Origin of the sequence: Sphingobium algorifonticola, assembly GCF_004005485.1 — a bacterium.
Taxonomy (GTDB): Bacteria; Pseudomonadota; Alphaproteobacteria; order Sphingomonadales; family Sphingomonadaceae; genus Sphingobium; species Sphingobium algorifonticola.
Genome location: NZ_RZUL01000016.1, coordinates 1 through 20,285 on the forward strand (window position 1 = coordinate 1; position 20,285 = coordinate 20,285).

Sequence of the window (20,285 nt, forward strand, 5' to 3'; positions counted from 1 at the left end):
TATCGGCGCCCGTAGGGCGGCACCACATAAAAGGGGCAGGAAAGCCTGCGAATAGCATCTGCTGGCATCGTACCGGATTTGTTCGCCCTTAGCGTGCAGATACGTCACTTTCGTGTAGTCACCCCAGTGAGGAGGATGTGTGCCCATCCGAGCGGCGAAATATGGGCGAGAAGATGGTCGGGGGTATCGAGCCCTTCGCGGCGCCGGGCCTCAACGGCATGGCCAAGGTGCAGGGTGTTCCAGTAGACGATGATGGCGGTGAGCAGGTTGAGGCCGGCGATCCGGTAATGCTGACCCTCCGTCGTGCGGTCGCGGATTTCGCCCTGACGGCCGATGCGCAGGGCATTTTTCAGCGCATGATGTGCCTCGCCTTTGTTGAGGCCGACCTGTGCACGGCGCTGCATGCCGACGTCGAGTATCCATTCGATGATGAACAGCGTCCGCTCGATCCGGCCCACCTCGCGCAGCGCGGAGGCAAGATCGTTCTGGCGCGGATAGGAGGCGAGCTTGCGCAAGATGCTGCTCGGCGCGACCTGTCCAGCGCTCATGGTGGCGGCGCAGCGGAACAGATCGGGCCAGTTGGAAACGATCAGCGCCTCACGCGCCTTGCCGCCCACCAGCGGGCGCAATTCGCTCGGCGTCGCGGCAGGGTCGAACACGTACAGTCGTTTGGATGGGAGGTCGCGGATGCGCAGTACAAGGCGGCAGCCGAGCATCGCGCTGATCCCGAACAGATGATCGGTGAACCCGCCAGTGTCGGCGTACTGCTCTTCGATCCGTCGCCCTGCCTCATTCATCGTCAGCCCGTCGAGTAGATAAGGTGCTTCGCTGACCGTGGCTGGAATGGTCCGCGATGCAAACGGCGCGAAGCGGTCGTTGACGTGGGTATAGGCCTTGATGCCGGGATCGTTGCCGTAGCGGGCGTTGATCGTATTCATCGCTTCGCCCTGCCGTGCGGCGGGGAAGAACTGGCCATCGGCCGATGCGGATCTGCCCATACCCCAGACCTGGGCCATCGGCAGCGCCCCTTGCGCCGCGACCACGTTGGCCAGCGCCTGGTCGATCGCCTCGCTTTCGACGTGCCAGCGAGCGAGACGGGAGAGTTGCCAATAGTCGTGAGTGTTGGAAGCCTCTGCCATCTTACGCAGACCCAAATTCAGGCCCTCGGCAAGCAGGACGTTGAGCAGGCCGATTCGGTCGCCGCATGGCACGCCGGTGCGCAGATGCGTGAAGGCATCAGTGAAACCCAGCGCGGTATCGACTTCGAGCAGCAGATCGGTGATGCGGACGGGCGGCAGCCGGCGATACAGATCAAGCACCAGATCCTCGATCCCATCCGGCGCGTCAGCGGTGAGCCGATCAATGCGCAGCGTGCCGTCCTCGATGCTGCCTTTCGGAATTGTACCGCTGCGCGCGGCGCGACCGAGCCGGGCAAGGCCATCAGCGAGACGCACTTTGCGGTCAGCCAGCCAGACATGCGGGTCGGACGGGACCGCCAGCTTCGCGGCATGCGCGACCGCCATCGGCACGAGGACGTGGCGCAGGTCACCATATCGATGCGAGCGGTCGAGCCATATGTCGCCCGAGCGCAGCGCGTCGCGCAGGTGAAACATGACCGCGACTTCCCGGAGGCGGGCATCATCATCGCCCTTCGCCCGCAACTGTCGCCGCCATTTGGAATGCGGGCGCAAGAAATCGTCGGCCGCCGGAACTGCGCCCTTGGTAGCGATGACGGTAGCCGCGTCCAGCAAAGGCCGTGCAACCGCCGCAGCTTTGAGGTCGAGGCATCGCAGCATGCGCGGGGCATACCGACGGAAGCGGTGATACCCCTGATCAACATAGGCCAGCGGATCATCGCCCAAGGTGTCCGTCAACGTCTTGGCCGTAGCGACGAGGCTGGTGAGCCGTTCCCATCCCGCCCCGCCCGCGACCGCATCTTCCAGCGACGCGCCGTCGCCATGCGCTTCGAGCAATGATTGACCGAGTGCAGTGAAGCCGTTCAAAGTCGCAGTGGTAGCGCCTCTGGTTTCTACGACCCGCGCGTCATGCAGTTGCTTCGCGTCGCGCCAGGTGCGGCCAACGATCCGGTCATGTGTTTCGATCACCGCATCCGCAGTCGCCGTGGCCCATTCAATGACGCAGACCGCCATGATAGCGCGGCGCCGATCGGCGCCGAGGTCGCGCAGGCCATCGGCGAAGTAGCGCTCGCCCTGCCGGCGTAGCCGGGCGACGCGATGCGGTGGAACACCGGCAAGTATACCATCATTGAGGTTCATCGCGCGCAGGAACTCGAGCCGGTCGAGCAGCCGGTTCGCCGCGGCGGAGTTGTTGCCCGGCTCAATCCGGCGCAGCCAGATGAAGCGGCTGATCGCCCCCGGCAGCATCTCGGTAGTCAGTCGGTCGAGCCCATCACAGGCGACGGGATCGAGACGGGCCGCGATCCGCTTCTCGATCCGACGTTCGGCGGCGACGAGCGCGTCCGCGCACAAACGCTCGATTGTCGTGATCGCCGGCAGGATGGTCATGGTTTCACGGCAGCGGGCAATGAAGCGCCGGGCAAGGTCGTCGTTTGAGCGTGCCTGCTCGGCTTCGGCGAGAAGCCAATCGCGGAAAGCCCTGGCATACGGTCCCCGTCCGGGGAACATTCGGCTCTGTTGCAAACATTCGGGACCGCCGAGCGGCACCGCGCCTTTGTTGGGATCAGGCCGCTTTGTTGAAATGCTGATTGAGCATGGCCATGGCCTCGGTCATGGCCGAGGGGCCAATGCCAAATGATCTTTCGATCAGACGCACCTCTCCCCTGATCCCTGGCTGCAGGCACCATGCCCGGGCCTGCCCTTTGCGCAGGGCGCGCATCACCTCGAAGCCCTTGATCGTGGCGTAGGCTGTCGGCATCGATTTGAAACCACGCACGGGCTTGATCAGCATCTTGAGCTTGCCGTGGTCGGCCTCGAGCACGTTGTTCAGGTATTTCACCTGCCGGTGTTCGGTTTCTGGGGCGAGCTTTCCTTCTCGTTTCAACTCGGCGATTGCGGCGCCGTAGCTTGGCGCCTTGTCGGTGTTGAGTTTCGTCGGCTTTTCCCAGTCCTTCAGACCGCGAAGGGTTTTGCCAAGAAAGCGCTTCGCAGCTTTGGCGCCGCGGGTCGGCGACAGGTAGAAATCAATCGTGTCGCCCCGTTTGTCGACCGCCCGGTAGAGGTAGGTCCATTTGCCCCGCACCTTCACGTAAGTCTCATCGAGACGCCAGCTCGGATCAAAGCCGCGCCGCCAGAACCAGCGCAACCGCTTCTCCATCTCCGGCGCGTAGCGCTGCACCCAGCGATAGATGGTCGTGTGATCGACATCGATGCCACGTTCCGCCAGCATTTCCTCGAGATCACGGTAGCTGATACCGTACCGGCAGTACCAGCGGACCGCCCATAGGATGACTTCTCCGGTAAAATGCCGCCCTTTGAAATCGTCCATCACAACCGACCTTACCAAGACAAGGCCCAACGTTGGCAACCGCATCAGAGTTTGCAACAGAGCCGGAAAAAGCATGGAGCGGCCTGGACTGGCCGAACTGATCGCCTATGCCCGCAAGGGTGACACGCTCGCCGTGGTCCGCCTCGATCGGCTTGGGCGTTCGCTGACTGAACTGCTCGCCACAGTCGAAACTTTGCGCAGCCAAGGCATCGCCCTCCTGAGTCTTGAGGAAAAAATCGACACCTCGTCGGCCGCCGGCGAACTCATCTTCCATGTGTTCGGAGCTATCGCCCATTTCGAGCGGCGGCTAATCTCTGAGCGGACCCGCGATGGGATCGCCGCTGCACGCGCCAAGGGCAAGCAGCCTGGCCGTCAGCCGCTCGACATGTCCAAGGTGGATGCGGCCATCAAACTGGTCGAAGCCCGTATCTCGCCGACAGAGGCAGCACGGCAACTCGGCATCGGCAGATCCACCATCTATCGCGAAATGCGCCGCCTTGGCGTGGAAAGGCCTGCCTGAATGTCCAGATTGAAATCTGCTCACGATCTGTCCGGGCTGATGAAATATGCGGATCGTGCTCCGTGGGACGAGGCGATGGATGAAATGCTGTCCGCGCATCTCGGTCCGGCATGTGAAGCGACCGGCCTCGAACCCGACGCCATATTCGAGATCATCGGTGATCATTGGCAAGGGCCGCTATGGGGCTGCGCCTTTGAAGATCTGCTGACACAGGAACTGGAACCTGACGGTCGCAATCTGGTCGATGACTATCTCAAGCGCCGAGGCTGGAACGAGAAGGCGCCGAACAAGGCCTATATGCGCGCGCTGCGGGATACGATGATGTCGCTCTATGAGGTTAGCGAGGTCGTCCCCGGTCAGTCGATGACCTTGCGTGATCTGTTGCGGGATGTTGCGCCAGTCACGGTCCGCGAACACGGCGCGACACAGACCCTCGTCAACTGGGACAAGATCGCTGCACGGGTTGTCGATGTGAACGGTCGCCATGGCATCTCGGGCGCGCTGTTGCCGTTCAGCGCTGATGGCGCCCTACAACTGATCGACGCGTTTGGCCGGCTTGCGGACGATGCAAAGGACACCTCCGAACTAAACCAGACCGACCGGGATGCTATTTTACGGGCATCAGGCCCGATGTTCACGAACATGTGGCTGCTCGATTGTCTGGGCAAAGCCATGCCTGGCACCATGCCGGATATGGTCAACGCCGATGGCGATGATCTTGTGTTCCACCGCATCGTCTTCCCCCTGGCCAAGGGCGTGATCGGCAAGAGCGTGGTTCGCAGGCTGAACGCGGCACAATGGCTGGAGCCTGCCAGCGACACATTCTGGAACTGGCTGGTGCCGGTGACGAAGAAGAGAAAACCACGAACGGCCAAAGGCGGGCAGGCTTTTGTGACGACCATGGAGGACGGCACACCCGTCTTCGCCAATGTCGAGTTGGCGGGACGCAAACTGATCGTTGAGGTCAATAGTGCCGCCCGTGCGGAGAAAGCGATTGCGCAAATGGGCGAATGGCTTGGTGATTGCGTGAGCACACCTATGACCGAAATCCGGACTCTGGCCCAGTTCATGGCTGATGACGCCGCCCGCGCTCCGCAGGAAGAGCCGCTCGATATCCCGCCGGACGAAATGGAGCGCATCGTTCATGATATGCTGACACGCGAATATACCAAAACGCTTGATGAAGCGGTGCCTGCCCTTGGCAACAAGACGCCGCGCGCTCTGGCCCGCACGAAGGCTGGCCGGGCGAAAGTGGCCGACTGGCTCAAATATATAGAGAAAGGCGCAGCAAAATCCGGGGTCGGCGAGCCAATGGCTACCTATGATTTTACGTGGATGTGGCAAGAGCTGGGCATCATCGGCCTCCGCAGGTGATGCCCTTGCACGCCGTTCCGGTATTGTTCGTCCTTAGCGTTGCTTGGCGTACCTCCCACGCTATGCCCTCAAAGAGCCTGCCCGTCGGCAAGATGCACCGCGCAAGCCGAAGCCTTGGCAGTCTACAACGGCAGGCTTTATTCGGTAGTACGCCCGTCGAAGTGCTCATGATGCGTTTCGGCATCCGCCTTCGTGCGATGGACAGTACCATCGACATGTTCTGGCGGGCCGTAGAGGGTGTAGAGTTTGAGCGGCTTGTCGCCGGTATTGACGATATTGTGCCGGGCACCGGCGGGGACAATGATGCCGTCGTCATCGGCGATAGGGGTCGTTTCATCATCGATGACGACTTCCCCGCTCCCGCTCTCGACCCGAAAAAACTGGTCGCGGTCATCGTGAACCTCGAGACCGATTTCTTCTCCCGGCTTCAGGGACATAAGGACAAGCTGGAGGTTCCGGCCGGTATAAAGAACGCGCCGAAAATCGCCATTATCCGTCGTTAGATCCTCGATGTCGGCGATAAATCCTCGCATGCCCTCTTCCTTTCAACCCTTCGTCCGGTCTGATACATGTTGGGACGAAAGTCAGGACGAGTCTGTCCGGGATGCTACGTAGGTCAGTCTCAGAGCTTAGCCTAAGTTGCTTTCAGCACTCTCTCCTTCCGTAAAATTGCGAATAGGGAAGAACCCACAGAACACCCAAGCCTGTCTCGAGACGAGAAAGGATCGAACCGATGAGTGCCCTGTCCGGTCGGAATGCTGCTCCCGCCCTGAGGCATCGCGTCAGCCAGTCGCATGTCCGCGCCGGCGTCGGCCTCACGCTCTTGTCGTTCACGCTTGCCGTACAGCTGATCTGGGTTTTTGCTGTCGGCTGAACGCGCTGCGCTCCCATTCTACAGCGGCGCGGGAGCGTTCCAGTTCGGGCGTGTCCTCAGATTGCCATCCGGGCGCCGGTTCAGGTCGATGCCGTTGCCCTCCAGACGGCTGAAGCTCATGAGCTCGGTGATTGTTTCGTAGGTTGTGGACGAGCCGAAGAACTCGGTCGGCCCGTGCCAGCGCTGCCCTTCGATGATTTTCATGCGGTAGGTGCCCGGTGGGACCGCCGTCGTCGTGCGCTCGTTCTTGCGGACATATAGGGACAGGATATGCCGCCCGCTGTCCGGCTCGAAAAGCTGAACGACCGCATTGGCGTTCGACGTTATCACCGTGAGGCGGGCGGACGCGCTTTTCGGACTGACAAAGGGACTGATGGTGACACTGCCGCTTTCGGGAAAGGCGCGCGCTGGCCGGGTGTCTGGCAGCCATCCCTCGCGCTTGAGCGAATGATAAGCCGGGATGGCGACGAGTAGCAGGCTCAGCGCGAAGGGCAGCCATCGCAGGATGCTGCCGCGGGGTCGCCGCGAGCCCCTGAACCTGCCGTTCTGATAGTCGAAGCCGCGGTTGACAGGGTCGAACCATCTACCCTCAATGCCGCCTGCCCGATCATTCCACCGGTTGTCCTTGGCGCGCGCACGGTAGCGTTCACGCATATATTCGCGATCATCGAGCCCCACGATAGTCTACCCTTGGTAGGCGGCGCTGGTCGTGTTCTCGCGAAGAACCCCAACGACACCTAGAACGCTCTGAACCGCCGGCCTTGTGCCTGCCGGGATTCGCAGCGTCAGATAGCCTGCCTGGGCCGTCATCTTGTCTCTCTGCCGGTCCTTTTCGTCGTCATGCGAGCGGTCGTCGATTTCGATGAGCGCCACGACCCTGCCGGTCGTCGGATCCTCCACCACGAAATCGACGATCTTGCGCGCAAAGGGATTCCAGTCAGCGGGCGTGACCCGCCGACCGGGAACCGATGAGACCTTGAGGAGCGCGCCCATCGCGACCTGCGCGTGGATGCGGTACATCGGCAGCACATGCTCAAGCACGGCAAGCATCGCCTGTTCGCGCTGAGTCATGAAGGGTTTGGCTACCGGCGCCAGCGGGATCTGGGATCGCGGCAGCGCGCTTTTGCCCAAGATTTTCGACCAGCCGAGCACCACAAGTCCTCCCACCAGGAGGAGTGACGCAAAAAGTTCTGACATGTTCATCACGCTCTCCTCAGCCCCAGCCGTCGCGGCGGCCTTCGCCATTGTCGCGAAGGGCACGTCCATCGAGAGCGGTGCGCCGAATATTGAGCTGCACCTCTTCCCCCTTGCGCGTGATCTGGACATCGCGTGGATCGAGATTGTTGGCCCGAGCATAGTCTTCGGCCGCCTTCTCGCTGCCGAACTTGCCGGCTTCTTCGAATTCCCATCCCATGGCGTTTCTCCTTCATGGCGGCCGGCACCGCGCCGGCGGCTCCAAGCTACAAGTCGAGACCGAGGCTTCGCTCCGGCAGCGGCGGCAGCACATCGCTGCGATCGGGCTTCAGGTCGGGAGGCCGCTGCGGATCCTTCGCCGGCGGCGCCGCTCCGTCGGGCAAGGGCGGCAGGTCGGTCGGAAGCGGCGGAAGGTCGGAGAGATTGACGCCGACGATCGGACCGGGGTCGAACGTCTCGCGTGGCTGAGCGCCACCCCCCTTCCGCCCATCGATGTCGAGCCGGCCGAGCGTTTCGAGCGCCGAGGTCTTGTTGCCGGGGTTCATGTCGAGCTGGCGCGCAAGCTTTTCCCTGTCATCGACGATCATGGTGAGCTCGTCGCGCACGCGGGTCACGCCGACGTTGAAAAGGCGCTGGTTTGAAAGGTTGCGCTCATGGGCCGACATGACGGTGATGGCCTTGTCGGTGGTGATCCCCTGCGCCATGTGCATGTTGAGGCTGTAGGCAAGGTCGAGCCGCGACAGCATGGGATCACCGAGCCCTAGGGTCACGAGCGTCTTGTCCGCAGTCTCAACCTTAACCCCATCGGCATCGATGCCGACGATACGGGCGAGAGCGGCATTGAGCAGGCCGCGCTGCTTGTCATTGGCGGTCCAGCGAATCCGGTCGCCTTCGCGAAGATGCAGATCCTTCTTTTCCGAGAGCTGGAGCCGATCGCGCTGTTCGGTCGGCGACAGTTTCTGGGGATCGAACCGGATCCGGCGCCGACCGTCCGACAGTTCGATCTTACCGCTCGGATGAACTTTCAGGACATCGTAGCGCCCAGCCTTGATACCGACGTCCTGCGCACCGCCACGGCCGACCTCCAGTGTCTGGCCCTGCCGGTATGTCGAGGCATAGCGCAGCTCCTCGCGCGTCGTGTTGACGCGCTCGTAAACTGTAAGACGGATCGCCTCGCCCCTGACGCTTCCTTCGGCGATCAGCCCATCCTGTATCCGAAGATTGATCAGCGCGCGCGCATCGCGCCCCGAGGCGAAGACTGCGGTTGCCTCGCGGTCCGCAGGATCGAGCCCAAGCCACATGTCGGCCGCTGCCGCAGCTGGCTCGGGTGCCTCGACGACGCGGTCTCCCAGCACCTTCATCGCTACGCCGGCCTTGCCGATATTGGCGAGCGCGGCCACCGTGCGCAACTGGTCGGTGCGCTGACGGATATTCTGATCCATGCGCGCCATCGTGCCGCCGCCCGCCTGGATCATGGCGAAGGCCTTGCCGGCATCGATCGAGGAGAGTTGCTGCCGATCCCCGACGAGCACGAGCTTGTCCACTCCAAGCGCCGCAGTGATCTGGTGTAGCTTGAGCATGTCGTCCGACGACACCATCGAGGTCTCGTCGACGACGAGCAGGGTGCCGGCGAGCGTCTCGCGCGCAGCGTCGTAACGCGGCGTGTCGCGCTCGGAAACGAAGCGCTCGTTGGCGAGCACGAAGGAGGCGATCGTCTGCGCCTTGATGCCGGCGCCATCGGCGAGATCAGCCACCATCTTGTTCTGAAACGCGAGACCCGTAATCTTGCGCCCTTCGGCTTCGGCGACGCGCGCGACCGCCTGCAGCATCGTCGATTTGCCGGCACCGGCGACACCCTGAACACTCACCGTTTGATCCGGCGCAGTCAGGATCATGGTCGCGGCAGCGAGTTGTCCTGGATTGAGCGGCAGGGCGGCAGCATTTTGCAAGCGCTGCGGCGCATCGGCGGCCGCCACGATCGGTTCGGCTTTTCCTTTACCCTCCTCGACAGCTTCGAGGATCTGTTCCTCGGTGCGCAGCGCATCCTGCGTGGTCAGCATGCGGCCGGTTCGGTCCGCGGCGGTCGCGACGCCTGGGATGAGCTGGCGGTTCTGCACGAGCCGGTCGATCCGCTTCTCGATCATATCGACGGTGACGCCCTTGAGACCGAGATCGAGCGCCGTCTTGCTCAGCAGAGCGACGGACCAGGCCGCCTCGCGTTCGGAGAGCATGCGCACGGCGGACGCAACGCCAAGCTGCGCGCGCGCCTCGGCCGGCGACTTCACCGCCCGGGCCAGCGCATTGTCGACCAGAGGATCCTGGAAGCGAATTAGCCCACCAAGCGTCTGGCGGGCACCGTCCACGGCGTCGACGATGGCGCGATAGCCGCGCTCGAGAGCGCCCTGTGGTGTGGCCAGGCCGGCGCGTGCCTCGGCCGCTGCCCGCAAGTGTTTGCCGTCAAAGCCGTGGGCGGCGGCCTGATCGATCCAGCCCTGTTTCAGCGCGGCGCGATCCTCGACATCGAGCTTGGGATCACGCGAGCGCTTCGTGATCTCGCGCAGGCCCTCTGGCGACTTGATGCCCAGACGTGTCGCGTGATCGAGGATCTCCTCGCGGCGCTGGCTGAAGGCACCAATGACGGTCTTGGGTACGCCGGCGATCTCGAACGTGCCATGCTTGCCCTTTAGGTCGAGGCTGTAGCCGATCTGCTCGAGACCTGAGCGCAGAAAGGCGTGGTATATCGAGCCGATGATGCTGTTGTGGCTCCAGAGCTTGTCGGCATGGAGCGCCTGCCATTTGCCATCGGGCATTCGGGTCAGATTGGCGATGACGGCGTGGACATGCGCCTGGGGATCGAGCGCGCGGCTGGTGTCGTGCTGGAAGAGCGCATAGACGAGATTGCCGGTCTGGACCGGCACCTTGCGGCCCTCGATATCGCGCCGCCCCTCGGCGAGGTTTTTCTCTACCCAGGCCATGGTCTGTTTGACCGCCGCCATGTTGGCCTCGAGCACGCGCTTGTCGCCGGCGACATAGGCCATGATCGACGCGGACTTGGGCATCGAGAATGTGAGGTCGTAGCCGGCCCGCCGGTTTTCCACCTGGGCGACCGCCTCGCTGCTTGGGAGAATGCCATTAAGGATGCCTTCGAACGCATCCTTGGAGACCTCGCCGGAGAGGCCGATCGCTTCGGCGCCCTCGCCTCCCCAGGCACTGATTTCGGACGATCCCTCGACGGTGTAATAGTCGTCCTTCGCGAAATAGTTCGCGGCTCCGGAGGCGGAGCGGACGCCGGCGACCGAAAGCATCAGATTCCCATATCCATGCCGTCATGATCGCGGCCGGATGAGAAGTCCTGGCGAAGCTCGGCGAGCGTCTGGTCCTCGACCTGGGGAGCGGCGGCAACGTGCCGAAGTCCGTCCCGCCGATCGTCGCGATCGCGGGCGGCAATTTGCTGATCCTCGCCATTGACGCGCGCGCCCTGCGCCTTGTCCGCGGCATGCACGGTGGGTGCTACCTGCCCATCACGCTCGTCAGCGCGCTGCGCCGCACGGCGGGCGGCATCGTCTTCTTCCTCGACCTCCGCCGACAGGATGCGCGCGGCGAGATCGCGGGCAAGGTTGGTGGTCTCGGAAACCTCGTCGATGACCTGTCCTGCACCGTCCCGCCCACCGGCCTCTCCTGCGCCCTCCTCCTCGAACGCTTCCTCTCCGCGCTTCGACCGTACCGGCCCGACATCGGGGCGTTGGACGAAGCCCTGGGCGACCTGCGGATAGTCCTTCCATTCGAGCAGAATGCGGGCGGCGGGAAAGCCGTCGGGGAATTTCACAAAGCCGTGCATCGAGGGCAGGTTGGTGATGTCGTCGGCAATGACTAGCGGCTCGACCTGCTTGCGCGGGGTCAGCGTCGAGGCATCGCGCGTGTTGTTATAACCATAGCTATAGGCCTCATCCATTTGGCGGACTTCGCGGTTGCCGATATAGCGCGCGCATTGCTCGGCCGTGTCGAGATCGGCTGTCGCGAGAATGAGCTTGGAGCGCGCGAGCGAAGCGAGGTTCCGGGCGCCCTGCTCACCATAGACTTCGACGAGTTTTTCGAAGCTGTGAATGCCGAGGATCATCGCGCCGCCGAAGGCGCGAGCGGTCTGGAGACCGTTTTCGATGGCAGGGAGACGGTGGAGCGCGCCGAGTTCGTCGAACAGGAACCAGGTGCGCAAGCTGCGCGTGCGCGGCAGCGTCATCAGCCGGTTGATCGCGAGGTCCATCCAAAGGGTCAGGAGCGCGCGGTTCATCGGCAGGTCGACATAGGAGGACGTCACGAACAGGATTGAACCGGGCTTCTTGGTCAGCGTGATCCAGTCGCGGATCGAGAAGGGTTCGCCCTCGTCTGGCAGGAAGCGAAGGACCTGCGCGTTGGTGTTGAAGACGGCCCGGATCGATTCCGCCATGCGGGCCGCTTCGGGCGCGGTAAGCGGGTCGGCAATGGTGTTGGCGAGGAAGCGGTGAACGCGCTTCAGATCGGCCGTCATCAGATTCTCGGACAGCGCGAGATTGGAGGTTTGTCCGCGCTCCTGAAGCCGCACGCACATTTCGATGAAAAGGGTTCGCGCGGCGAGCGCCCAGAAGGGTTCGGACGAGCCACCGTCCGATGGTATCAGTGCCGCCGCAGCGGCCGTGAATTCGCTGTGCGTGCGGCAGTCGTTGAAGATCGACCAGGCCGGGCAGCGTTGATCCATGGGATTGAGGATCGTATCGCGTTCGGGATCGTAAAAGGCTTCCACATAGGCGCCGGTGAGATCGAAGATGACCGCCGTGTCCTGACGCTCGCGCATCTGGGTAACGAGGCTTCTGAGCTCGGTCGTCTTGCCAGAGCCAGTCGTGCCGATGAGCATGACGTGCGACTGCTCTGTGCGATGGGGAAAAGGAATCCCCGCGAGCGTGTAGGGATGATGGATGCCGGCTTGCTTGCGCTTAGCGAACGGGAGCGCGAGCACCTGCCGCGGCGACATGCCGGGGCACAGGTCGGAGGCTTCTGTTTCGAACTTCGCGCGGTTGTGCTCGTTGATCTCCGCAAGCAGGACCGTGCGGTCGACCAGCATGGCACCGCGTTCATGGCGTTCCTGAAGGATCGAACGGCCACGTCGGTGCGAGATATCGACGAACCAGATCGCGGCAGGAATGGTGATGAAGATCGAGACCAGAAAGGCGCCGAGCAAACCGCGCATCGCCACCGCCCAGGCCCTGATGACCTCGGGAATATAGGGAACCGCTTTCATAACGGTACGCATGATTTCGCCATCGGGAAGCGTGACATTGACGCGCTTGTTCGGGTTGAGGTCGACCCAGTTCCAGAGCGTCGCATAGAGCTTCATGCAGACGAGCTGAAACCCATGCTCGTCGAGCTTGATCGACATGATGATGAACCAGGCCCCCATGAAGGCGAAGAACCACAGGATGAACGGCAGTCTGGCGCCCGAGAACCACATCAGCATCTCATGGGTGAGAAGCTGGCTGCCGCGGGTGAAATTGCCCGCGTTGCGCTGCACGCGGCCGCGCGCGGAATGATGGGTGAGCGGGACCGGGCGCCCATCCGTGCGGATATCATCACGCGCCATGATATTGCTCCAGGCGCTTGTCGGTTTCGGCGATGATGCGGTCGCGATATTCGGGGAATTGCTCACGGATGATGATGTCGAGCGCGAGCTGCTGGAATTCGCTGATCCGTGCGATCCGACGTTGGCTCGCACTGATGAGATCGGCCGATGCGAGGAAAGCCTGAACCGCAGATCGTATGACGTCCGAGGGCTTGCAGCCGCGCTCAGCCGCAATAGCGGTGAGACGGTGATAATGGGCAAGGTCGAGCCTGACCGTGCAGTGCCTGGTGGGGGTCTTCAATGTCAGCCTCCTAGCAGGGAGGCTGGTGGGGTCTCAGAAACCGGCTGTACCTATAGCCGAGCGCGGCAGCATGAGCAACGCGAAGCTGTGGGGCCTAGCAGGTGTGTTCGTTGTGGGACACCCAACACACTGTAATTACGGCGTTTCTGTCTAGCAGCAGTGCTGTCCCACAGTGTCCCACATATCCGATTTCTGGTAAGGATTTGTTTTATCGAAGGATTCCAGTGCACCGAGGTGCGTTCGGTGTGCTTCTCTGCACCAGGGCTGATCCTGTTTCCGGGGCGTCTGGTGACGCGGTCGATGTGGAGTGGAATGCCGGTCCGGCGGGGCACCAGCCCGCCCTTGTGGCGGAACCTGCCCGTCGCGACGTATTGGCTTGCGCACGAAAAATACGCTGCCGGGCGCCCGCCGCCAAACCCGGACGTCCGTCACGAAGAGTCGATCTTCCGGTGTGCGCGACGTGCCGCTATAGAGGAGCTGTTCATGGCCCGATCAGCGTGAACCAAGAGGCCCCTATGGCACGAACATTGGAACAGGAAAGAGCTGCGATCGAAGAGGATGCCCGCAAGCTCGAGGACAGGCGGCAGAAACTGGAAGAGAAGGAGCGCGAGGCCGCGATACAGGCGGTCGAAAAAGCGGGCCTCCTGAAGGTGGAAGCCAAACGGCTTGGCGATCTGCTCGGCCGCATTCGCAAGCTCGGCCTTGACGAGGTTGAGAAGCGTCTGGCAGCCTGAAACTCCCCCTGCCGTGACTCGCGTCACGGTACGGACATGGGGGGCTCGATGCCCCCCATGTCCGTTCATTCCCACAACAAAAAAAGGGGAGAGACGCCCATGCGCCCCTCCCCGATCGGTCTCAATATTCGTCGAGCATCCCGCCCGCTGCGGTGTAGACAATCCGGTCGATCATCGGCTGGCTGAGCGCGCCATAATCCCCTTCGTCGATCGCCAGATATCCGAGATCCTTGTCGGCAATGACATGCTGATCGAAGTAGCTGTGCTGCGCCCGGCGCTCAGCATAGGCGACGGCCGCGAAGTAAGCGGCGTTGTCGGCGGCGGCGTTGGTCGAGATCATCTGCATGTCGGTGCTCCTGTCTGTCTTGAATGACAGGGGCATGGGCGTCGGGCGGAGGAGTTCGGGTCAGGGATCGCCGGCAAGGCCGGCGACCGCGAAGCGGCGGTGGGGGTCACGATTTTGTTCGGCGGCCACTGCCGCCGAGAGGGTAGGCTGTCCTCGACCCGCCGAAGAAAATGGTGGGGCCCCGCCGTCCTTGAGGCGAGCTTCTCCGCCCGACAGAATAGGAAGACTGTGAGAGATTTTTTCCTCTCGTCGGCAGACTTCGGCAAGGCGTAGCACCGTGCGGACCAACGGGTCCGTGCGGCACGCGAGCGAGCCGACCATCACCTATTCCTCATGCATTATTTCGGGACGCGGCATCACCCGGCTTGGGTGCCAGCCTGCCCTGTGCTAGGCCCGCACCGCGCTGCGAAGCTGCGGCGCCGGGACTGGTAATCCCGTCGAGACAGGCAACTCGGTGTGACTTTCACGCCGGGGTGCCTGCGCATATGTCCAGGTGCCCCGGCACTAAAAGCGTAGGCGCATGCTCGACATGTTACCAGCCCCGGCTCCCGCGCCCAGTGCGCGGGAGTTTTGAGGGCATCAATCAACCCCTCATCAGGGCCCGCCACCTACCGCGCAGGGACCATGGGAGGGCGAATGAAAAGGCAGCTCGAAGCCGCGCTGGGCAGCGATCCTGCGATCAAGCGGGCACTTGCCATCGTACTGATGCGCGAGGTCCTGCCGCTACTCGATGAGCTCGGCGAGCATGCTGCGGCGAGCCATTTGCAGATGGCGATCGATACCGCCCTCGGACCGGCCGCCTTTGGAAAGATCGATGGCTCCTGCTAAGCCTTGCGCGCCACGCTTTCGCACAACTCATGCCCAGGCCAGGCGCGCGTCATCCATGACCGCTGCGCTTGCCAGCAGACGCTCCATGCGCGGCAGATAATGGTCGACGCCATAGGTTCTCGCCCGCGCCGGCAGGCTGGGGTCCGACAGCCGTGCGCGCAACTGGTCTAGCGTGATTTCGCCGACGCTGGTGCGGTCCATGCCCAGCGCTTCGAGAAGCGCAAAGGCATTGCCGTTCGCAAGGTCGAGCTCGAGGCCGGAATCGGAAGTCAGGGCAACCCTCATGCTGATCTCGGCTTTCATCCCATCATGATGGATCGCGATGCGCCGGCCGAGGAACTGGGCCTCCTCGACGACGGCGATGACGGCAATATCGTGGTCGAAATGACGGGTCACCGCCGCGAGCGCCAGGGGACAGACCCGTGCCTCGAAGCTGTTGCCCAGATACGCGTCCGGCTCGAGGAGGACGGCGCCGATGCGCTCGCCCTCAACGCGCAAATAGGCGCGGAAGGTCGCAAGCTGACGTGCCGTGATGATGGCGCGTGCGGGCATGGCGGTATCGGCGGGGAGGGCGATGCGAAAGAGGATCGACATGGACTTCAACTCCTTGAGTGGCTCCCGCCCCCTCCCCCCTCTTTCCTCAGGGTCGGCCCCGGCCGATCGAGCCCCGGGCCAAGCGCTTTTCGCTCCGCCGCTTCGCCGGCGGCACGTGGGGGTGATCCATCCTGAGCGCCTGCCATAGGCAGGCAGTCGAAGGGCCCCCGCGTGCCGCATTTCAGCGTAGCAAAAGAGAAGAGAGGTCCCGGCCGAAGCCGGAACCTCTCCGATACAGGATCAGCCTGCGCGTTGCTGGCGCTGCGCCGCCGGACGCTGCTGCGCAAGCTTCACCACGTGCAGCGGTACGCCGGCCTGCCGCAGCTTCTGCGACAGGTTCATCTGGATGCCGGAGCCTTCGCAGATGACCGCTTCGACCGGCTTCAAGGCGAGCAGCCTGTCGTTGCGTACGAAGGCGGCCTTGGCACCCAGGCGGCGGTCCAGACGGAACAGGATGACCTTCACGCCGCGGGCTGCCGCCCAGGATTGCGCGATGGCGTCACAGCCCTTCGTCTGGGCGGTGGTGGCGAGGATCATTTCAGGCGTGCGGGCCTTGATCGAGTCGAGACCGCGCCACAGCATCTCATGGTCTTCCCAGACTTGGCCGCCCGAGAATACCACCACCGGTCCTTCGGGCGCGAACTGTTCGCGGCGTTCGCGAGCCCGGCTTGCCAGATAGTCGCGAGCGTCGATCATCGAGGCGGTGACGCCGTTCGAAACCCGGCTGCCGCGTGTCGGCGAGTAGGGACGGCCGGTCTCCACACGGTAGACTTCGGCGGCATGGTCGCGCATGCATTCCATCGCGTCCCGGCAGCTTTGCAGCGTCTGGCAAAGGAGCTGCGCTTCCTCGAGTTGCGAAGCGTAGATTTCGCTCGGATCGAAGCTGCGGGCGAGGCTGCCGAGTTCCTTCGCGGCATCGTCCTCGCGGTCGCTGATCCGCTTGGCGACGACATGGAAGCTGTTGACGAAGCCCCAGGCGAGATCGCTGGCAAAGGCTTCGAGGCGCGTATCGCGGAAGACATCGAACAGGGTCGTCATGACCATTTCAACAGCCGCGCGGGCCTGCTCCGGATCGGGCATTTCGAGCTGCTCGCTCTCATCGACCGGCGAGAGCTTGGCGCGTTCGTCATGTTCGAGGAAAGCGGCGCCGTAGAGGGGGCTTTGCGCCGTGTCTCCGGTTTCGGCGGCGATGAAGCTGGCGAGATCGGCGAAGTTCGAGAAAGAGTTGGTCATGTGAGCCTCCTTGGCGTTTGGATGTCTCATCGCTCTGATGAGACCTGGGCTCAGGGCATGCGGCGGTCAGCGAGGTCGCAGGACGTTAACCGGGCAGCCGGCCGCCAGGCCGGACCCCGGTTAACGCCGCGCCAGCGGGGAGTGGGGGAACCGATTTTGTCGGAGGCGGCGGGACGCGCGAGCGGATCGCCGGCGCCGTCAAAATTGGGGGGACCGCTCATCCTGAACGAGCGCCAACCTCGCATGCCATACTTGGCAGACACAAGAGAGTTATAGGGGTGTAAAACCTCACCGGTCATCCCAACCGCAAGTGGGATCGTCACCCGGCAGGGCGGAGACGAAGCGGTACGCTTCGGCTCCGTGAGCCAGGCCGGCACGCCGGTCTGGCGAGTAGAGCCCCGGTCCCGTCCGGTGCAAGGCAGCGGGCGGGATGCGCATGATCCGAAGTCCCCCTCCAGGATAGGACATCCTCATCCCATCCCGACGATATCCCCCATCATCGCCAGCTAAACCGCCGCCCCACTATCCCGTGCAGAGACAGCGGTCGCACATATCAGGCTCCGCTGCCCTCGGGCCGTTTCTCTGGACAACCTGGTCGTCGGCACACCGCTTGAGACAAAGAAAAGACAGGCGCGCTCCAGCACACCGAGCGAGGGCCTTCGCCGGGCGGGCGGTTCCGATGGGCCGCGCATCCCGGGCCGGCAGGGCGCGTGTCCGCGACAATGACCGCACAGGGCAGTGCGCCAGAAGCATTTGATGGACGTGCGCCACCGGCGCACGTCCATCGAAGGGACCGTATCCGGATTAGTGGATAGCCCCGTCACGGATGCCAAGGCTGGCGAAGCTGGCGATCTGATGTTCGCTCGCGACGAGCGACCAGGCCTCGGCCAGTTCGTCATGATATTCGGCATCGACGATGGCGTCGGCGCTGGCCTCGCCGAACAGGTCTTCCTCATAGGCCCGTGCATGCGCCGCATCTGCCGCCTCGGTGATCGCGCTGGCCAGATAGGCGGCGATCTCATGGGGTTTGAGGCTGTCGGCGGCGCGGCGGATGCGCGCGACCATGGCGGGGTTGGTGATTTCGATGCCGTGGGCGATCCCGGCGATCTCGTCGAATTGCGCGAACTGAAACATCTAGGCTCTCCGTTACTGGAACCAGAGGGAGGGCGGCCGCTGACGGCCGCCCGTCAGGGATCAGAGGAACTCGATTTCCTCGGCGATGATGTCGGTGTTGTAGAAGGTGCGGCCATCGCGCTCGTTGCGGCTGTAGCGGATCTCGCCGGTGACGAGCAGCCTGTCGCCCTTCTTCTTGTGGTTCGCGACCGACTTGCCGAGCCCGTTGAAGGCCTTGACGCTGTGGAACTCGTCATAGGTTTCGGTGTAGCCGTTGCCGTCCTTCTGGACCTGGCCGTCCTTGATGACCGGCTTGGACGTGACGAGGCTGAAGCTGACGCCGCCCTTGCTGTCGGTACCGAAGCGGGTGATGTCGGAGGTGATGCGGCCCGAGAGGAAAACCTTGTTCATGTGCCTGATCCTTTCGCTTGTCCTTCAGCGGGCCTGTCCCGCTGGGATGAACGAAGGCGAAGGCCCGTGGCCAAGGGACGGGCGCACCGGAGCGCCAGCGAAGGGAAACCCCTGATCGCCCGGGTGGTGCGGGCAGAGGCCGCCAGGCCTCAACACGGCCGGACGATCAGGGGTTGCGCCTGGCCCGCACGGGCGTAGCGTTCAATCCCATCAAGCGGGCGGTCCGGTCAGGGCAAGGCAGAGGACTGTCGCGCACAAGCCACGGTTTCGCGCGGGGTTCGCCCCCTTTCGAAGCGCGCTGGGACGCCAGGCGCGGCAACGCGGGGACACGCCCGCCTCCAGGCCGCAGGCGCGCGCCGTCCGGAGGGCAACCGCGTACCTCCCTGCGAGCCGCCCGGTCAAAGGCCCCGGGCGCATCGCCGATCGCTAACCATGAGAGAGGCACGACTGGGGAGCCGTCCGGGCCGCTGCAGTCCGCCGGGCACGGGGCTCACGTGCGCTCTGCCGGTCATCTGCCGGAGCGTTTCGCCGACGCGCGACAGATCGGCAGCATTGCGCTCGATCAAAGCGCGCCGCGCCATGTTAGCCGATGCTCGGTCCCGACACTCCAGGGACAGGGCGATGAAATTTGCACGGCATAGGTTGATGGCGGCGGCGGCACTTCTGGCGCCCGGCGCATCGGCGATCGCGCAGCAGCCGGCCCCGCCAGGCGAAGCGGTCATCACCGTGGAAGCCCCGCGCCAGGCGCCTGTGCCGGTCGAGCACAGCCCCTATACCGGTGCGGCGATAGCGGTGACGACCGTGCGCATGACATTACTCTACGGCGATCTCGACCTCAGGGCTCCGCGCGATGCCCAGCGGCTAATGCTGCGGATCCGCAACGTCGCGCGCGATGCTTGCAAGCAGCTCGACAGGCTTTACCCTTTGAACCCGGATGAGAGCTGCATCGAAAATACCGTCGCCCACGCCACGCCGCTTGGACAGGCTGTTATCGCGGCGGCGCGTGGGCAATAGCCGGCTGCTCCTCGCCCTCGCCTGTCTCTTGGCATCGGCCGGGGCTATGGCACGCGGCCCGGACGCAACACGGCCTGGGCCGCGGGCGACCGACGCTGCGGCCGCGCGAGGCAGGGCATTTGCCCAGAGCCATTGTTCGGCGTGCCATGCGGTCGTTGCCGACCATTTCTCGCCCAATCCCGACGCGCCGCCTTTCGAGAATGTCGTCGATGAGGAAGGCCTCACGCGCGAGACGCTCACCTGGTGGCTGCGCCATTCCCACAATTTCCCCGAGATCATGAACTTCGAGATCGCGGACCATGAGGTCGATGCCCTGGCCGCCTATATGCTGACGCTGCGTCAACCCGGTACGCGACGCCGCTAGGTCCCGTCGAGCGGTGCCGGATGGGCGCCGGAAAACGACAAAAGGGCCCGCTTCGCCGGGGAGCGAAGCGAGCCCTGCAATCCCGCGCCGGTGGCTCAGGGCGCGGGATGAGCCGGTGTCGGCCTTATTCGGCCAGTTCGGGGGTGCGCTGGCGACCTTTGCGGCGGCCGCCTTCCTGGCCCTCCTGCGGCGCGGCGCCGAAGGCGTGGTCGGCGGAGGATTCGCCCAGGCCGGACTCGGCGGGAGCGCCCGCACCGGCAGTGTCGTCGGCGCCCGGCAGCGGCGGCAGCGCGTCGTCGGTCTTGGGCGCCATCTCCGCGGCAAGATCGC

20 protein-coding genes and 2 pseudogenes are annotated in these 20,285 nt (G+C 63.8%); 7 read left to right on the forward strand and 15 right to left on the reverse strand.

The features are described 5' to 3' along the window. Nucleotides 1–104 precede the first annotated feature (104 nt). Together ENE74_RS17330 and ENE74_RS17335 are read right to left on the reverse strand one after the other, a co-directional pair. Nucleotides 105–2,648 (reverse strand): annotated as a pseudogene (locus ENE74_RS17330) (Tn3 family transposase); the annotation flags it as partial. Nucleotides 2,649–2,700: 52 nt separating this feature from the next. Then, a complete protein-coding gene (locus ENE74_RS17335) occupies nt 2,701–3,465 on the reverse strand; it encodes an IS6 family transposase (RefSeq protein ID WP_026109285.1) in 765 nt (254 codons plus the stop codon). 43 nt (nt 3,466–3,508) lie between these two features. Between ENE74_RS17335 and ENE74_RS17340 the strand changes: the two genes are divergently transcribed. Together ENE74_RS17340 and ENE74_RS17345 are read left to right on the forward strand one after the other, a co-directional pair. Beyond that, the gene (locus tag ENE74_RS17340) at nt 3,509–3,985 is read left to right on the forward strand and encodes a recombinase family protein (RefSeq protein WP_206517760.1); all 477 of its coding nucleotides are present in this window, start codon (nt 3,509–3,511) and stop codon (nt 3,983–3,985) included. Beyond that, nucleotides 3,986–5,359, forward strand: a complete 1,374-nt coding sequence (locus ENE74_RS17345) for a DUF7986 domain-containing protein (RefSeq protein WP_127692131.1) — start codon at nt 3,986–3,988, stop codon at nt 5,357–5,359. Between the two features lie 137 nt (nt 5,360–5,496). Here ENE74_RS17345 and ENE74_RS17350 read toward each other — a convergent pair whose 3' ends face one another. Next, complete coding sequence (locus ENE74_RS17350) at nt 5,497–5,892, reverse strand: cupin domain-containing protein (protein WP_127692132.1); 396 nt, start codon at nt 5,890–5,892, stop codon at nt 5,497–5,499. Nucleotides 5,893–6,092: 200 nt separating this feature from the next. Between ENE74_RS17350 and ENE74_RS18360 the strand changes: the two genes are divergently transcribed. Then, nucleotides 6,093–6,233, forward strand: coding sequence for a hypothetical protein (locus tag ENE74_RS18360; protein ID WP_164847539.1), 141 nt, complete (start codon nt 6,093–6,095; stop codon nt 6,231–6,233). 18 nt (nt 6,234–6,251) lie between these two features. Here ENE74_RS18360 and ENE74_RS17355 read toward each other — a convergent pair whose 3' ends face one another. Genes ENE74_RS17355 through ENE74_RS17380 form a run of 6 tightly spaced genes read right to left on the reverse strand, consistent with a single transcriptional unit; the run spans nt 6,252 to nt 13,318 of the window. Then, on the reverse strand, nt 6,252–6,911 hold the full coding sequence (locus tag ENE74_RS17355; RefSeq protein ID WP_127692133.1) for a hypothetical protein: 660 nt from the start codon (nt 6,909–6,911) through the stop codon (nt 6,252–6,254). Nucleotides 6,912–6,917: 6 nt separating this feature from the next. Next, nucleotides 6,918–7,478: a DUF2726 domain-containing protein gene (locus ENE74_RS17360; RefSeq protein WP_241242075.1), complete on the reverse strand. Its 561-nt coding sequence runs from the start codon at nt 7,476–7,478 to the stop codon at nt 6,918–6,920. Then, nucleotides 7,447–7,647, reverse strand: a complete 201-nt coding sequence (locus tag ENE74_RS17365; protein ID WP_127692134.1) for a hypothetical protein — start codon at nt 7,645–7,647, stop codon at nt 7,447–7,449. Before ENE74_RS17365 ends, ENE74_RS17360 begins: the two co-directional genes overlap by 32 nt. Nucleotides 7,648–7,693: 46 nt before the next feature. Further along, nucleotides 7,694–10,732, reverse strand: a complete 3,039-nt coding sequence (gene mobF / locus ENE74_RS17370) for a MobF family relaxase (protein WP_127692135.1) — start codon at nt 10,730–10,732, stop codon at nt 7,694–7,696. Continuing rightward, a complete protein-coding gene (locus tag ENE74_RS17375) occupies nt 10,732–13,038 on the reverse strand; it encodes a type IV secretion system DNA-binding domain-containing protein (protein WP_127692136.1) in 2,307 nt (768 codons plus the stop codon). Before ENE74_RS17375 ends, mobF begins: the two co-directional genes overlap by 1 nt. Then, on the reverse strand, nt 13,028–13,318 hold the full coding sequence (locus ENE74_RS17380; RefSeq protein WP_127692137.1) for a hypothetical protein: 291 nt from the start codon (nt 13,316–13,318) through the stop codon (nt 13,028–13,030). Before ENE74_RS17380 ends, ENE74_RS17375 begins: the two co-directional genes overlap by 11 nt. A gap of 515 nt (nt 13,319–13,833) precedes the next feature. Here ENE74_RS17380 and ENE74_RS17385 point away from each other — a divergent pair. Further along, nucleotides 13,834–14,052, forward strand: a complete 219-nt coding sequence (locus ENE74_RS17385) for a hypothetical protein (protein WP_127692138.1) — start codon at nt 13,834–13,836, stop codon at nt 14,050–14,052. A 121-nt stretch (nt 14,053–14,173) separates the two neighbouring features. Here the strand turns inward: ENE74_RS17385 and ENE74_RS17390 are convergent, their stop codons facing one another. Continuing rightward, a complete protein-coding gene (locus ENE74_RS17390; RefSeq protein ID WP_127692139.1) occupies nt 14,174–14,398 on the reverse strand; it encodes a hypothetical protein in 225 nt (74 codons plus the stop codon). A gap of 636 nt (nt 14,399–15,034) precedes the next feature. Here ENE74_RS17390 and ENE74_RS17395 point away from each other — a divergent pair. After that, entirely contained in the window at nt 15,035–15,226 is a 192-nt protein-coding gene (locus ENE74_RS17395) for a hypothetical protein (RefSeq protein WP_127692140.1), read from the forward strand. 27 nt (nt 15,227–15,253) lie between these two features. Here the strand turns inward: ENE74_RS17395 and ENE74_RS17400 are convergent, their stop codons facing one another. From ENE74_RS17400 to ENE74_RS17415, 4 genes are all read right to left on the reverse strand, one after another. Continuing rightward, nucleotides 15,254–15,820 (reverse strand): hypothetical protein, encoded by a 567-nt coding sequence (locus ENE74_RS17400; protein WP_127692141.1) that lies wholly within the window; start codon nt 15,818–15,820, stop codon nt 15,254–15,256. Nucleotides 15,821–16,060: 240 nt separating this feature from the next. Beyond that, nucleotides 16,061–17,053: a DUF2493 domain-containing protein gene (locus ENE74_RS17405; RefSeq protein WP_127692142.1), complete on the reverse strand. Its 993-nt coding sequence runs from the start codon at nt 17,051–17,053 to the stop codon at nt 16,061–16,063. An 804-nt stretch (nt 17,054–17,857) separates the two neighbouring features. After that, nucleotides 17,858–18,187, reverse strand: a complete 330-nt coding sequence (locus ENE74_RS17410) for a hypothetical protein (RefSeq protein ID WP_127692143.1) — start codon at nt 18,185–18,187, stop codon at nt 17,858–17,860. Between the two features lie 60 nt (nt 18,188–18,247). Continuing rightward, on the reverse strand, nt 18,248–18,577 hold the full coding sequence (locus ENE74_RS17415) for a single-stranded DNA-binding protein (RefSeq protein WP_127692144.1): 330 nt from the start codon (nt 18,575–18,577) through the stop codon (nt 18,248–18,250). A gap of 621 nt (nt 18,578–19,198) precedes the next feature. Here ENE74_RS17415 and ENE74_RS17420 point away from each other — a divergent pair. Beyond that, on the forward strand, nt 19,199–19,591 hold the full coding sequence (locus tag ENE74_RS17420) for a UrcA family protein (protein WP_127692145.1): 393 nt from the start codon (nt 19,199–19,201) through the stop codon (nt 19,589–19,591). A gap of 46 nt (nt 19,592–19,637) precedes the next feature. Further along, nucleotides 19,638–19,955, forward strand: a complete 318-nt coding sequence (locus ENE74_RS17425; RefSeq protein ID WP_127692146.1) for a c-type cytochrome — start codon at nt 19,638–19,640, stop codon at nt 19,953–19,955. 124 nt (nt 19,956–20,079) lie between these two features. Here the strand turns inward: ENE74_RS17425 and ENE74_RS17430 are convergent. Beyond that, a pseudogene (locus tag ENE74_RS17430) lies at nt 20,080–20,285 on the reverse strand (DUF736 domain-containing protein); the annotation flags it as partial.